Genomic DNA, 14,595 nt, shown 5'->3' with positions numbered 1-14,595 from the left:
TCACTTACTCGAAGGAACGAACAAATCAGCATTGGGATCAGGAAACGGAGTTGATTTAAACTGGCTACTCGATTGAGGAGCTCCAAACGAGTCTGCATCTAAGATGTTCTGTGATCCGTTCTGTGAAATTGATCTGGAACTAAAAAAAAGATTCTCTTCTTTGGTCGCCATCCGTTCCGAGATTTCGACCGGCCCCTGAGATTTGATTGACACCGTATTTTGCTTTGTAAATTGAATTTGAATCTCAGTAGCTTCCATGTGGGTGACTTTTAAACCATCGAACCGGACCAGCAGTGCTTCCTGTTTTGCTTCCCCTTTCAGCGTGATCAACTTCGGGCCGAACTCAAATTTGGCTTCCATCGCATTCGCCCGCAGTTTGTCACTATAGCTGACAATTTGGACGTTTCCCTTAAGATCGAGAACCATTGACTCATTTTTTGAATAAGCTCCGTGGATAAAGTCTGCAGTGATCACGACTTCATCTATTTTAAGCATAGCCTGACTACGTAAGCTGATGTCGTACTTACCATCACCCTGAATTTTATAGTCGATCTCCTCTCCCTTTAATTCCATTCCTGGAAGCGAGAGCGTATGCACCTTGCCCACAGGTATGTCCTTTAGTTTTGTCTCTGCAGCAGAACCGGAAGTAAGGAGACTAAGAGAAAAGACTGAAATCAGACAGGCCGAGAAAACGTTGTGGAACATGGTTTAGCTCCCCTTGAGAAATGGGACAATAAGTTTCATAGAATCCGGCATTATGCCTCACGACTTCTCGTATCAGAACTTAGTCGTGCAGGTTAGGTTTCTCTGCCTGAACGGACCAATCCTCTGAAAACAGTTTAATATCAGTGACTGCGATATCAGCAAAGAAATCAAATGGACTCGGCTGATCTGTTTCGACTTTCACACGATCTTCTGCTGTAGCTGATCGCTCTACAATTTTGACTTCTTCAATCGGGTGAATCAGCATCATATGCATATTTTTATACTTCATCAGGATACGAGAGGCTTCGATCTGAGTTGTCTTCTGATTCTGCGTTCGAATTAGGGAGACATGACCACGTTCACTGCTTCGAAGCTCCAGAAACCGTTTATCCATTTCTAGCCTGGCTCGCTGTGCTGTCATCCGCAGCTGATCACGCTCGTTTTCAATATGCACATTTCCCGTCAGAAAAACTCGCAGATCTTGTTCATCTTTGTAGCTGACCTCGATTGTCTCAGCAGAAAGACAAGTCTCACCGCAGATGAGTCGGGCATCACCTTTGAGTCTGATTATATTTTGATCACGTCGAGTGACCCGAATATTCAGCTCTTCTGCCTGCATTTTGAAGGGGCCAAATTCAAATGATTTTGTTTTGGCAGAAAGCGCCGCATAGTTTTTCAACTTGTGCTTGCGAACCGGTGCTAAGGTCTCTGCCAGACAAAGGTCGTGTATTCCCAGTAGACAAAACAGGACAACAAATAATCTTGTAAGCATGCTGGACTCCATTTCCAGATTTGAACGGCGAACGTAACTGCTGTTCTAACAAACAGTTTTTTAATCGTCCATGCCAATATCCCGAAAAACAGGCTCTTTGCTTGATCGAGGAATATCTGCACCACAACAGTTTTCAAACGACTCGATTTCGGACATGATATGAGGAACGATCTTAGTTACCATTGGTTAAGAAGTTACAACATTCCCGATCATCAGATTTCCTGCGAGAGCCCACCTATGATTTTTCAACGAAATTTTATTGTCAAAACGACAATCGCGTTTGCACTGTGTGCGACACTTTCCCCTGCCTTGGTACACGCTGATGGGCCGGCTGACAACATTCCCGATAAGGTTCGCCGCATCCCGTCGCTCGGCGTCGAAGTCCCCGCACCGCAAAAACAGCAGTTGCAGCAGGGACTCGCGAAACTCCAGGCATCGCTGGACCAGTTGAAAAAGAGCAAAGACGCGCGGATCAAGGCATTGATTCCAGACGTGGAAATCTATCACCGTGCGGTACGATGTGCCCTCGAATATCAGGAGTTCTTTCACGAACGCGAAATTGGCTACGGGCTCAAGCTATTACAACAGGGGCAGGAACGGGCCGATCAGTTACTAAAAGGGGAAGCCCCCTGGACGCGTCAGACGGGACTGGTGGTCCGCGGTTATATCTCGAAGATCGACCAGACCGTGCAACCCTATGGTCTGGTCATTCCCGACAGTTATACGTTTGATGGAAAAAGCCAGTATCGGTGTGACCTCTGGTTTCACGGCAGAGGGGAACGGTTGAGTGAAGTCAACTTCATCAGTCAACAGCAACGCTCTCGCGGACAGTACACTCCTGCCAACACAATCGTACTGCATCCTTATGGCCGCTACTCCAACGCATTCAAGTTCGCCGGCGAGATCGATGTACTGGAAGCACTGGAATCAACAAAACAGAATTATCGGATCGACGATGACCGCGTGTCTGTACGTGGCTTCTCAATGGGTGGCGCCGCCTGCTGGCAGTTCGCCGTACATTATGCCGACCGCTGGTTCGCAGCGAACCCGGGAGCCGGCTTCTCGGAAACGCCGCTGTTCCTGGATGTCTTTCAAAAAGAAACTCTGAAACCGACCTGGTACGAAAAGAAATTGTGGCAGATGTATGACTGCCCCGGTTATGCACTCAATCTGTTTCAATGCCCCACAGTCGCTTACAGTGGCGAAATCGACCGTCAGAAACAGGCAGCCGACGTCATGGAAGCAGCGCTCGCCAAAGTAGGCATCGACCTCGTACATATTATCGGCCCCAACACTGCACACAAGATTCACCCCGATTCCAAAATCATCATCGAAGACAAAATGGACTCCCTCGCACGCGTGGGTCGACAACGTGTTCCCAACACCGTGCATCTGGTTGCGTATACTTTGAAGTACAATCAAATGGCCTGGGTGACTCTGGATGCGATGGAAGAAGAATGGACACAGGCACAGATCGATGCCCGCCTGCTTCCCCATAATCGAGTCGAAATCAAAACCAATAATGTCACCGGATTCACCTTGAAAATGGAAGCGGGAGAGTCGCCGCTGGATATGACCCAACCGGTCACCGTTCAAATTGATGGCGTCAAACTCGAAGCACCGCGTCCGAAATCAGACCGTTCCTGGCAGATCTCATTTCATAGAGCGAATTCTGTTTGGCAACGGGGACCCGCCGTTTATGAGCCGGGACAGCTGGTCAAAAAACATAATCTGCAAGGCCCGATTGACGATGCCTTTATGGACTCTTTTATCTTTGTCTCCCCTTCTGGAACGTGTGCTTCACCGACCGTCGACAAGTGGGTCAAATCAGAAATGAAACACGCGATCGTCCATTGGCGTCAGCAGTTTCGCGGCGATGCCCGCGTGATGCAGGATTCACAGATTACCGACAAAGAAATCGCATCCAGTAACCTGGTGTTGTGGGGCGATCCTCAGAGTAATCAGCTGATCAAAAAGATTGTTGACAAGCTGCCCATTCAATGGAACCAGGAAGCAATCGTCGTTGGCCAAACGCAGTATCCTGCCGCGCACCATGCTCCGATTCTGATTTTCCCTAATCCGTTGAACCCTGAAAAATACGTGGTCCTCAACAGTGGGTTTACTTATCGCGAATTTGCGTATCTGAATAACGCGCGGCAGGTGCCCATGCTGCCCGACTGGGCGATTATCGACTTGCGTACGCCAGCGGGTAGCCAGTATCCGGGAAAAGTCGTGGATACCAATTTCTTTGATGAATTCTGGCGAGTAAAATAATGCGATCCGATTTCGAAGCGCGCCACTTCGGAATGAACTGAAAATCAATCCTTTCAGAATGGTGAAACCATCCATGAAATTCTTAACAAATTCGCTGATTGCTGTTTTGCTGATGTCAATGACAGGCAAGATCACAGCCGAGGTCTCATATTATAAGCCCTCGTCAAAAACAGGGGCTTCGCTCTGTGTGATTGTCAAAGACGATGTATTGGCGCATACCTCTCAGATCCTGCCTTTGAATATCAAAGGGGGAAGAATCACGTCAGGAAGTGCCAGCGATCAGAGTGTGCTCGTGCTCAAGAATTTGAATTACTTACTGAAAAAAGTTGACAGCAGCCTGAATCAACTGGTGAAATTGAATATCTATGTCGCCCGTGAAGATCTGGTCCAGGAAGTGCGACAACGACTGGCACAGGAACTGGAAGTCACAGCACAACCTGCCTGCACCTATGTGGTCACCAAACTGGCTGATCCCAAAGCATTGGTCGCCATGGATGCCGTCGCGGTGACAGGTTCGGATCAGAAACTGTCGAAGGCACAGATTTTCAATGACGACGTTTCCGGCTTCCGTGTCGCCTTATTACCGGCAGGACGCACTGCCTACATCTCAGGTCAGGCAGTCAAAGCCGATACGCTGGCCGAATCCACCCAAAAGACGATGGAAGAACTCTTCCAAACGCTTAAGTACCTGGGAGGTTCTCCGGCGAATATCATCCAGGTGAAAGCCTTCCTGACTCCGATGTCAGAGGCAACAGCAGCCAGTCAGGTCATCGATGGTTTTTTTCCATACGACAGAAAGCCGCCTGTCTCACTCGTCGAATGGTATTCTTCACTGCCGATTGAAATTGAAATGATCGTCGCGCTACCGGGTGCAGTGCCTGCTGCTCGTCCTGCGGAGACCGTCACCTATAAAACGCCAACTGGCATGAAAGCCTCTCCCGTTTACAGTCGGGTCGCGATTGCAGAAGTCAGTGACCGGATTTATGTCTCGGGAATTACTTCCAAAGAACCAGGCGACTATGCAACACGGATTCGAAGCGTCTTCAATCAATTGAAAGAGATCGTCGGGGAAGCCCATAGCGACATGCAGCACTTGGTGAAAGCCACCTATTATGTTTCAGATAATGAAATCAGCGGCGACTTCGGCAAGATCCGCAAAGACTATTATGATCCCCAACGCCCGCCGGCGGCTTCTAAAGCGACGGTAAAAAGTGTGGGGGTTCCCAACCGGATTCTGGTGATTGATATGATCGCCGTGCCTGCGAAGTAGCTCGACACTGACTTCGTAGAGTCATCAAAAAACGCCCTGTAGAATCAGGGCGTTTTTTCACATAGATACATATCGGTTATTTTACTGACGGAACTCAGGCAATGATTTCATGCACGATACGGTTTACTTGTTTGTCAATCAGTGATTGCTCTGCACCATTGCGTGTGAACGTCAGTCGTTCTGCATCCATGCCAAATAGATGCATCAATGTTGCGTGATAATCGCTGGGGCTGACTTTGTCTACGACAGCATGGTGCCCGAATTCATCGGTGCCGCCGTATGTCATGCCTCTTTTTAATCCGCCACCCGCCAGCCACATGCTGAAGCCGTAGGTGTTATGATCTCGGCCCTGCTTGGCCATGCCGGCATCGTTCTGGATCACGGGCAGCCGCCCCATTTCACCGCCCCAATGCACGAGCGTCTCATCCAATAAACCGCGTTGCTTGAGGTCTTTCACCAGACCCGCGGAAGGCACATCAACTCGCTTACAGGTTCGCGGGAGTGAAGTTCGCATACTGGTATGGTGATCCCAATGCTGATTGCCAGTCATGATCTGCACAAAACGTACTCCACGTTCGATTAAGCGACGGGAAATCAGACAACGTTTCCCAAACTCGGCTGATTCAGACACATCGATCCCGTACAGAGCTTGTGTGGCTTTTGTTTCCTTACTCAGGTCGAGTGCCTCTGTCGCCGCGGTCTGCATTTTAGCAGCCAGTTCATAGCTGGCGATGCGGGCGGAAAGATCGTCTTCGCCTGGATGCTGATTGAGATGTTTCTGATTCAGTTTGCCTAAGAAGTCGAGGTATTTTTCCTGGGCTTTTCCGCTGAGATGCGGGGGTGCATTCAGGTTCAGAATCCGTGGTTCTTTGGGACGAATCACAGTTCCCTGATAGAGGGAAGGCAGCCAGCCGTTGGTCCAGTTATCCACGCCCAATACGGGTGCCCCGCCCGGATCGACCATCGCAATGTAAGCAGGCAGGTTTTCGGATTCACAACCCAGTCCGTAAGTCAACCAACTCCCCAGAGTCGGTCGGCCGGGAAGAATGCGGCCGCTGTGCATGGCATAGATTGACTGGCCATGATTATTCACGCCGGTGTGCATGGATCGCATCAGCACGATGTCATCCACGACTTCACTTAAGCCGGGCAGCAGTTCGGATAATTCGGTGCCACACTCGCCATGTTTGCTGAATTTCCAGGGACTGCCAAGCACTGTGGAACTGGCCTGAGCGGCGTTGTCATACTTGATGTCGCCCGGAAATTTCTTGCCGTCATACTTCTGCAGCATCGGCTTCGGATCGAACATATCCAGATGGCTGGGGCCGCCTTGCATGAACATGGAGATCATGGATTTCGCTTTGGGAGCGTGATGTGTCGGCTTCAGCTTCAGATCAAAATGTTTCTTCTCCAGCTCAGGCCGCACAACGGGGGTTTTGGCTTGCAACGGGTCCTGATTCAACAACCAGGATAACGCGACAGAACCAATGCCCATGGAACTGGACGCCAGAAAATGGCGGCGGGAATGGTCGGCTGAAATAGGTTTTTGATGATTCATAATTCGATACCGTTCTGATACCAGGCGTCAATAAATTTGAAAGCTGATTCAATGTGAATCAACTCTAGTCAACGTACAGAAACCCGTTGCTGCTCAACAACGCCTGACAGAACGTTGCCAGCGCCAATTGCTCTGGCGTTTTTCCGGCAGCCTTGGCCGTCGTCTTGAACTGGGGAACCTGCGATTTTATAAATCCGACCGATTGCTGCACTTCTTCGGCGGAAGGCTCTTTTCCAAAAGCGAGCATCCAGGCTAGTTTGACTTGCTCTGCTTGATTACCGGCCTGTTCTTTCTGCAGTCGCTCTGCAAAATATTCGGCATGTTCGACCATGAACCCGCTGTTCATCATTAACAGAGATTGCGGAGCGACGGTCGAAGAAGAACGTTTCTCGCAATTCGGCTCCATTTTCGGAGCGTCGAACATATCGAGGACCGCCAGAGGCTTACTGCGACTGACGGCGACATAGATACTGCGACGGAATTGGCGATCATCCATTTTGATGTTTTTTTTCTGACGACCTGCCGAATCGACGTTTGCCACGCCGACCACGATCTGGCCGACTTCATCTTCCTTCACCGGTACCGGCTGACCATACAGGTCTGTTTTAAGTCTTCCGGTGACCGCGATAATCGAATCGCGAATCGTTTCCGCTTCCAGACGGCGAACGGGCATATGACCGTAGAGCAGATTGTCCGGGTCTGCCACATCGTAATCATCGGAGCGTTGTGAACTTTGCATATACGCGGTGGAAGTCATCATCATTTTATGCAGGCGCTTGATTTTCCAGCCATGCGACACAAAGTCTTGCGACAGCCAGTCTAAGAGTTCCAGATGCGTCGGCGGGATGCCCAGCTTTCCGAAATCGGTGGGAGAGGCGACGATGCCTTTGCCAAAGTGGTGCAGCCAGAGACGGTTCACAAACACCCGCGCTGTCAAAGGATGCTGGCCGCTGGTGATATACTTCGCATATGCCAGACGTCGTCCTGTTGTCGGTAGCTCTTTATTGGCGGCTGGGATCTCAACGGCTTTCTCCAGATTGGACTTAATCACCGTCAAGCCGGCTGGCAGCAGCTCATGCTTGGGCTGCTCGAAATCACCACGATCGAAGAAAAAGGTTTTGGGGATCTTGCCGGGAACTTCAGTCAGAACGCGAATGAATTCTTCTGTCGGTTTCTTGCTTCGGATCGCGGTTGCTTTGTCACTATATTCCGTTAGAATCTTCTGAGTCTTGAGCTCCATCAACCGCTTGGCTTCGTCTTTATAGTGTTGTATCTGAGCGGCCCCTGCTTTATCAAACTTTGCGAGACTGGAAGTCGAAACCAGCAGAGCCGGATAGTCGGCAATGATCTTTTTCTGTGCTTCAGTCCGTTTTTTTGCGTCTGTTTTTTGAGCTGCTACCGCAGCGGCGCGTTCAGCTTCGGGGATTTTCTGCAGTGTTTCTTGTTTGATTTTTCCGACCAGCGTTTTGGCCAGTTCTTTGGCTTTCTGAGTCGCCTTGCCAGATTGCTCGTGTAAGGTTCGGTCATACAGATAAAGCGAGCCGGAAGACAGCCGATTGATTCGCGGATATTCCTTGAGCATCGCGACCTGCTCTTTGGTTCGTTTTTTTCCGGTCGTTTTATAAGCTGTGCGCATCGCGTCCCGCTTGTCTTCGGGAACATCCAGCAGCTCGCGTTCCAGTGTGCGGTCGATGAACTTGTTGACCAGCTCGGTGCGTTCGGCGAGGACTTTTTTTGCCTCAGCTTCAAATTCATTGGCAACTTTTCGATCCGCATCCGACATGATCGAAATGCGACGGGCAGCCGGCGTTCGCCAGCTTTTCCAATCGAGCGCTGGTTCAAAAATCGCTCGGAAGCGGTAGTAGTCATTCTGGGGAATCGGATCGTATTTGTGATCGTGACACTGGGCACATGCAACCGTCATACCCAAAATCGATGATGAGACAATATTAACCGTATCGATAATCACCTGATTTTTGGCGACCTCTTTTTCCGCAGGGTTACTCCCCGTTCCATCCGGAGCCATCCGCAAAAATCCGGTCGCCACCAGTTTTTCCATCTCCTCTGGCTTCAGCTTATGATAGGGCGGCTTGACCATTTCATCCCCCGCCAGTTGCTCCTGCAGAAACTGATCGTAGGGTTTATCTTTGTTGAACGCACGGATCACATAATCGCGGTAACGGAATGCCCAGGGGCGTTCCATGTCTTTGTTATTATAACCTTCGGTGTCGGCATAGCCGGCGACATCCAGCCAATGACGTCCCCAGCGTTCGCCATAATGTTTCGATGCCAGCAGACGGTCGATGAGTTTTTCATACGCGTCCGGACTCTTGTCATCGAGAAACTGTTTTAATTCTGCGGGCGTCGGAGGCAAGCCAATCAGATCAAAAAATGCGCGACGTGCCAGTGCTGCCTTCGAAGCCTCTGCAGTGAAGGTCAGACCCTGGGCTTCCAGCTTGGCCAGCAGAAATGCATCAACGGGTTGCCGAACCAACTTGGGTTGCTTGACCTTGGGTACAGGGGAATTTTTGACAGGCTGAAACGACCAGAATGCCAGTTCATCCGGGAAAACATAATCATCGTCTATTTTTTTCGGCTCGGGTCGCAGGGTATGTGCGCCCTGATTGACCCAGCGTTTGAGAATCGCCAGTTCTTCCTCGGGCATATGCTTGCCTTCGGGTGGCATTTCTTTGGCCTCGATACGGGCAATGAGTTCGCTTTCGCCACTCTTTCCGGGAACGATGGCAGCCCCGCTGTCGCCACCTTTGACCATCAGCCGTTTTAAACGCAGGTCGAGGCTTCCCTCAGTTTCGCCATTCTCACCATGACAGTGCAGACAATGAACTTTGAGGATTTTGCGCACGTCATTTTCAAAAGAGAGCGCATCCGTTTTTTTCGCAGGGTCTTCGGCTTGCGCAGCACTCAGACTGAATGAAACAGAAAACAGACACGCCAGGAAAAGTCGCCCGTTCATAGAAGAAGACTCTCTTGGTAATGGTTTAAGTGTGGGCTATCCCGGATTACGGGATAGTATTTTTATGGAGGGCACATCGCACTCGAAGAAGCCGTAATATCTTAGAGTTGCTTATATATTATAGTATCGGTTTGAAGCGTCAGTGCAAGAGAGGATTTTCAAACGGATTTGATTCAAGGAAAAGAGTGAAGTTCTCCGGTTTATGCAAAAAGCGAGGGTTTGAGGTCCCTGGAGACTCCAACCCTCGCTAATATCACGTAAACTATTTGTATGATGTGACTTAAGTGCCACCTACCCTGTCACCAGTTTTTTCATGAATTCACCTTCGTTCAAGGTCGGTCGTTCCGGACTCCCTTTGTGGCGATATTCAAGTTTCATGTTACTCAGGCCCATCAAGTGATAAATGCTGGTATGGATGTCGCGGACATGCATGCGATCTTCGACCGCGTAGAGCCCCATTTCATCGGTCCCGCCAATTGTCTGGCCCCCTTTGACACCACCGCCAGCCATCCACATTGTGAACCCGGTCGGGTTATGATCGCGGCCGTCGCCTTTTTCACTCATCGGAGTTCGACCGAATTCACCGCCCCAGACAACCAGTGTGGAATCTAAGAGACCGCGTTGCTTGAGGTCGGTCAGTAGACCGGCGACACACTTATCCATGCCTTTGCAAAGCGCTGCATGTCGTTTTTCAATGCCGGAATGAGAATCCCATTTACTGCCAGCACCGTTGTAAAGTTGAACGAAACGCACACCCCGCTCGACCATCCTTCGCGCCAACAAGCAGTTCGTGCCATAGACCTTGGTCTCTTTCTGATCCATGCCGTACATCTCGTAGGTCTCTTTCGTTTCCTGCGTGAGATCGACGGCTTCGGGCGCAGCAGCCTGCATGCGGAATGCCAGCTCGTAAGATTCCATTCGGGCATCCAGTTCCGACTGCTGTTTTCGTGACTCTGCATGACGTTTATTCAACTGCGCCAGTAAGTCCAGCTTGCCGGATTCCTGGGATGCAAAAATATCATCGGGACGGTACAGATTGGAAATCGGTGTTTTCCCGGTGTTGAGTCGTGTGCCTTGATAGAGGGCGGGAATGAATGCAGTTCCCCAGTTACGGGGGCCATTCACAACCGTTCCATTGTTGTCCTGGATCACAACGAACGCGGGCAGACTTTCATTTTCAGTTCCCAGTCCATAAGTCACCCAGCTGCCTAAAGAAGGGCGTCCGGCCAGCGGAATGCAGGTATTCATTTGGCAGACGCCGCCCGCATGATTGATGCCGTTGGTCCAGCAACCGCGTAACACGGCAATATCATCGGCACACTTCGCCGTGTGGGGCAGCCAATCGGAAATCCAAGTTCCTGCTTCCCCATGCTGTTTCCATTTTCGTTGGGAGGGAAGCAGCGGCGCATTGACTTCGCCCATCGCGGTAATCGGTTTCTTGAAACTCTCCGGCAGCGGTTTCCCGGCCATTTTTTGCAATTCCGGTTTGGGATCGAACAAGTCAATATGGCTCGGCCCCCCTTCCATGAACAGGAAGATGACGCTTTTCGCCGTCGCCGGGAAGTGTGTTTGTCTGGCTGACAAAGGCGACAGCGGTTTGGTGCTGATTTTGGCAGCGGCATTGGCCTGTTCCGCCATAATCGCATTCAGGGCAAGGCCGCCGAAACCGGCCCCCGCCTGAAAGAGAATCTGGCGTCTACTCATCGCCGAATCAGCAAATGCCTGTGGTGATTGATTGCTCATAAGTCTGCCTTTCCGCTATTACTATCGTGAGTCACGAATGATTAATCGAGGTAGAGAAATTCGTTGGAGTTTAAGAACACGTGACATAAATCGGCCAGTGCCTGATGACGTGCATCGCTGGCGCCCATCGATGTTTCAGAGGGCGGCAAGATATGCAGTGCATTCGCCAGACTGTTTTTCAGCAGTCCACTTTTGGTATTGAATTGCCAGAAAGCGATTGTGGAATCCGATTTCTTCGCACCATCTTGAATCAAAAGTTCTTCCTGGCTCAGAGCAGCATTAGACAGCCGGACATTATCCAGCAGACCATTCCATTTACTGCCAGACGTTTTATCGCGACCGCCGAGAACCAAATTATTTTCCGGACGATAGTCGCTGATCACATTATGTTTCACAGAGACACTCTGCAGTGGTTTCTTCGAGAACAATTCTTTGACGTAAAACTGAATTCCGGGTGCGCCGGTTTCAGAAATCTTGACTGTCGCAGCAACATAATAAGGCTTATTCAATTCCAGATGCAGGTTGGACGGCACAACTTCATAGGTCAGTTTGCCAGCCTTGTTGTTGCCCACCAGTTGCAGAATCAGATTCCGTGGTTTGTAGGCGGACTTCTGGCTGGTAACACCCAACGACCATCCTCGCTGTTTGTTGCTTCCCGTCCACTGTGACGCAATCGTACTGACGGCGGCGTTTTCATAGATCGACTCTAATTGCACGTAAGCTTCAATCGTGAAATCCTGAGTGGGAAGCGATTTTGATTTGGCGACGTGCAGGTTGCTGAGTGTAGAACCTTTCCCCAGCTTGACTGCTTCGCCGGTCGTTTGCGTGATTTGACCGATAAAGGTTTGCTGCTGATTGTCTGCTTCGGCTTTGATCCGTTTTTCCTGTGACTTCAGGAATCCGGACAACAACTCCACTTCCGCAGGTTTTGGATTTTTTCCATAGGTCATTTTATGCAGATACGTGATCATCTCTTGATCACTGGCAAAGGATTTGGCTTTCAAAGAACGAGCCATCGCGTTCGCACGTTTGAGGAACCAGTCGCCGTTGATCATCAACAGTGCCTGATTGGCTGTGGTGGTGACGTCCCGTTGGGCGACGCTTTTAATCCCGCCTGGTAAGTCAAATGCGCCCAGTACCGGGTCCTGCACGTTGCGTTTCATGATCGTGTAGACACTACGGCGTGTCTGGGTCGCTCTGACGCTGGGACCTCCCAGTTTCAGGTCGAGCTCCCCTGAGAGGAACAACGCCGAATCGCGAATATCCTCGGCATTCAATCGGCGAATATTGGCACGCCAATGCAGACGATTTTGTGGATCTTTGAGCTCCGCCTGTTTCGCAGTTGCATGAAATGCGGACAGGCGATAGGTCGATGAATTCATGATCAGGCGGTGCAGACTTTTGATGCTCCAGCCGTTGTCGACAAAATAACTGGTGAGCCAGTCCAACAGTTCGGGATGGCTGGGTGCTTCGCCCATATGACCAAAGTCATTTGCGGTCGAGACCAAGCCGGTACCGAAGTGGTACTGCCAGACCCGGTTGGTCATCACACGTGTGGTCAAACGGTTTTGAGGATCCACCATCCAGTTTGCCAGCGCCGTGCGACGGCCTGAAGAATGAGGCGCCGTTGAGATCGGTACAATTTCCGCTTCGCCTGGCTTCAACAGAGACAAGAATCCGGGGACAATTGGCTTATGGTTCGGGTCATCGGGAATTGTGGTAATGGGCGCTGCGCCGCGTGAATCAGTTACACTCATACCCGTCGGCAATGGCTTTGGTTTCAGCTTATCAAACGCAGCCAGCTCTTTGAGTAGCTCATTGTATTTTTTCCCATTGGGCTTTTCACTCTTTTTGAGCGATGCCAGAGAGGATTTCTGTTTGATATCCACCTGACGCTGTACGAGATCAGCCAACTGGTGTTCCAGTGCATTCCGCTCTAGCTCAGGCTTTGCCATAATTTCCTGTAAGTCAGCCGGGAACATTATAATCTGACTTTTCGCAGCGCGTTCCAAGGTACTTTTCGTCAACTCATCCACTTGTTTACGAATCGCTGCGGTCTTCTTTTCCCAGATATCTAATTTCTGATTGTACTCTGCCAGTTCCTGTGGCGTTACAAAAGGAACATCATCGCGGGGCATCAGCGGGGCAAAGAAGGCCTGCAGGCGGTAGTAATCCTGGTGAGAGATGGGATCAAATTTGTGATCGTGACAGCGGGCACATCCCATGCTAACGCCCATGAATACGTTGCCGGTGGCATCGGTAATATTGTCCAGAATATCATTCCACTGCGTGCGTGAATCGCGTTGATTATATTCATACAGGTAATGTCTGAGAAAACCGGTCGCCGCTATTGCTTCGGGATCTTCCGGGGCAATTTCATCGCCGGCCAGCTGTTCTTTCACAAACTGAGAATACGGCTTATCGCCATTAAACGAACGCACGACATAGTCTCGATAGCGCCAGATTTCCGGACGAAATGCGTCCTGGTTGAACCCGTCTGACTCGGCGTATCGTACGACATCCAGCCAGTGCCGCGCCCATTTTTCACCGTAGTGAGGATTCTCTAATAAGTCATCGATCAGGCGAGACCAGGCATCGGGCGAGGGATCGTTCACAAAAGCATTGATTTGTTCCACCGTGGGTGGCAAGCCAATTAAGTCATAATAGGCACGTCGAATCAGCGTTGTGCGATCCGCTTCGCTGGCAGGGGTCAGGCCCTCTTTTTTCAAACGATCATAGACGAAGGCATCCACCGGATTTTTCGACCAGGCTTGTGCTTTCACTTGTGGAACCTGGGGTTGTTTGACTGGCTGAAAGACCCAGAAGTTGCGATCTTCTTCGGTAAAGAACGTTTCATTCTTTCGCTGCTTGATCACAAAACCCGCGTTTTCAGGCCAGTAAGCGCCTGTTTTGACCCAGCGGGTTAAAGTAGCAATTTCTTTGTCTGCCAGTTTCTGTTCCGGTGGCATTTCAAAGGAATCGAAGTTGATCGCTTCCACCAGGAGACTTTCATTCGCCTTACCCGGCACGATTGCAGGGCCGCTTTCTCCTCCTTGCAGCATTGCTTTTAGAGAATCCAGCCGCAATTCTCCCTTCTGCTTTTTCTCGCCATGGCATTCCAGACAGTGCTTGATCAGCAAAGGGCGCACTTCTTTCTCGAAGAAGTGGAGTTGCTTCTGATCCACTGCTGATTTGACCGGTTTCGTTTTTTCCGCGGCATTCACCAGATTCGCAGAAACGAAAAGAAACAGACTTACGATAAGGAGTCTCATGGACAAGTCCTCTTTCATTATATCGAT

8 protein-coding genes are annotated in these 14,595 nt (G+C 50.3%); 2 read left to right on the top strand and 6 right to left on the bottom strand.

Annotation, left to right across the window (positions count from 1 at the left end; all coding sequences use genetic code 11):
- Together AAC022_RS20810 and AAC022_RS20805 are read right to left on the bottom strand one after the other, a co-directional pair.
- Positions 1 to 705, bottom strand: coding sequence for a hypothetical protein (locus tag AAC022_RS20810; protein ID WP_339734029.1), 705 nt, complete (start codon positions 703 to 705; stop codon positions 1 to 3).
- Positions 706 to 784: 79 nt separating this feature from the next.
- Complete coding sequence (locus AAC022_RS20805; RefSeq protein ID WP_339734027.1) at positions 785 to 1,477, bottom strand: hypothetical protein; 693 nt, start codon at positions 1,475 to 1,477, stop codon at positions 785 to 787.
- Positions 1,478 to 1,714: 237 nt separating this feature from the next.
- Here AAC022_RS20805 and AAC022_RS20800 point away from each other — a divergent pair, with 237 nt between their 5' ends.
- Positions 1,715 to 3,751, top strand: a complete 2,037-nt coding sequence (locus AAC022_RS20800) for a prolyl oligopeptidase family serine peptidase (RefSeq protein WP_339734025.1) — start codon at positions 1,715 to 1,717, stop codon at positions 3,749 to 3,751.
- Positions 3,752 to 3,824: 73 nt separating this feature from the next.
- A complete protein-coding gene (locus tag AAC022_RS20795; protein WP_339734023.1) occupies positions 3,825 to 5,021 on the top strand; it encodes a RidA family protein in 1,197 nt (398 codons plus the stop codon).
- 94 nt (positions 5,022 to 5,115) lie between these two features.
- Here AAC022_RS20795 and AAC022_RS20790 read toward each other — a convergent pair whose 3' ends face one another.
- The 4 genes from AAC022_RS20790 to AAC022_RS20775 all read right to left on the bottom strand — a co-directional run bounded on the left by AAC022_RS20790 (position 5,116) and on the right by AAC022_RS20775 (position 14,568).
- Positions 5,116 to 6,579: a DUF1501 domain-containing protein gene (locus AAC022_RS20790; protein WP_339734021.1), complete on the bottom strand. Its 1,464-nt coding sequence runs from the start codon at positions 6,577 to 6,579 to the stop codon at positions 5,116 to 5,118.
- A 64-nt stretch (positions 6,580 to 6,643) separates the two neighbouring features.
- Positions 6,644 to 9,553: a PSD1 and planctomycete cytochrome C domain-containing protein gene (locus AAC022_RS20785; protein WP_339734019.1), complete on the bottom strand. Its 2,910-nt coding sequence runs from the start codon at positions 9,551 to 9,553 to the stop codon at positions 6,644 to 6,646.
- 291 nt (positions 9,554 to 9,844) lie between these two features.
- The gene (locus AAC022_RS20780; RefSeq protein WP_339734018.1) at positions 9,845 to 11,296 is read right to left on the bottom strand and encodes a DUF1501 domain-containing protein; all 1,452 of its coding nucleotides are present in this window, start codon (positions 11,294 to 11,296) and stop codon (positions 9,845 to 9,847) included.
- Between the two features lie 41 nt (positions 11,297 to 11,337).
- The gene (locus tag AAC022_RS20775) at positions 11,338 to 14,568 is read right to left on the bottom strand and encodes a DUF1549 domain-containing protein (RefSeq protein ID WP_339734017.1); all 3,231 of its coding nucleotides are present in this window, start codon (positions 14,566 to 14,568) and stop codon (positions 11,338 to 11,340) included.
- Positions 14,569 to 14,595: the final 27 nt, after the last annotated feature.

Origin of the sequence: uncultured Gimesia sp. (assembly GCF_963976445.1) — a bacterium.
Classification (GTDB): Bacteria; Planctomycetota; Planctomycetia; order Planctomycetales; family Planctomycetaceae; genus Gimesia.
The sequence above is the reverse complement of the archived record's forward strand: the minus strand, read 5'-3'. Positions and strand labels throughout refer to the sequence as shown.

Bases quoted from the DNA above. Each gene is read 5' to 3' on its own strand.
- AAC022_RS20795 (WP_339734023.1), top strand. From the start codon at position 3,825: ATGAAATTCTTAACAAATTCGCTGATTGCTGTTTTGCTGATGTCAATG.
- AAC022_RS20805 (WP_339734027.1), bottom strand. From the start codon at position 1,477: ATGCTTACAAGATTATTTGTTGTCCTGTTTTGTCTACTGGGAATACAC.
- AAC022_RS20800 (WP_339734025.1), top strand. From the start codon at position 1,715: ATGATTTTTCAACGAAATTTTATTGTCAAAACGACAATCGCGTTTGCA.
- AAC022_RS20810 (WP_339734029.1), bottom strand. From the start codon at position 705: ATGTTCCACAACGTTTTCTCGGCCTGTCTGATTTCAGTCTTTTCTCTT.
- AAC022_RS20790 (WP_339734021.1), bottom strand. From the start codon at position 6,579: ATGAATCATCAAAAACCTATTTCAGCCGACCATTCCCGCCGCCATTTT.
- AAC022_RS20785 (WP_339734019.1), bottom strand. From the start codon at position 9,553: ATGAACGGGCGACTTTTCCTGGCGTGTCTGTTTTCTGTTTCATTCAGT.
- AAC022_RS20775 (WP_339734017.1), bottom strand. From the start codon at position 14,568: ATGAGACTCCTTATCGTAAGTCTGTTTCTTTTCGTTTCTGCGAATCTG.
- AAC022_RS20780 (WP_339734018.1), bottom strand. From the start codon at position 11,296: ATGAGCAATCAATCACCACAGGCATTTGCTGATTCGGCGATGAGTAGA.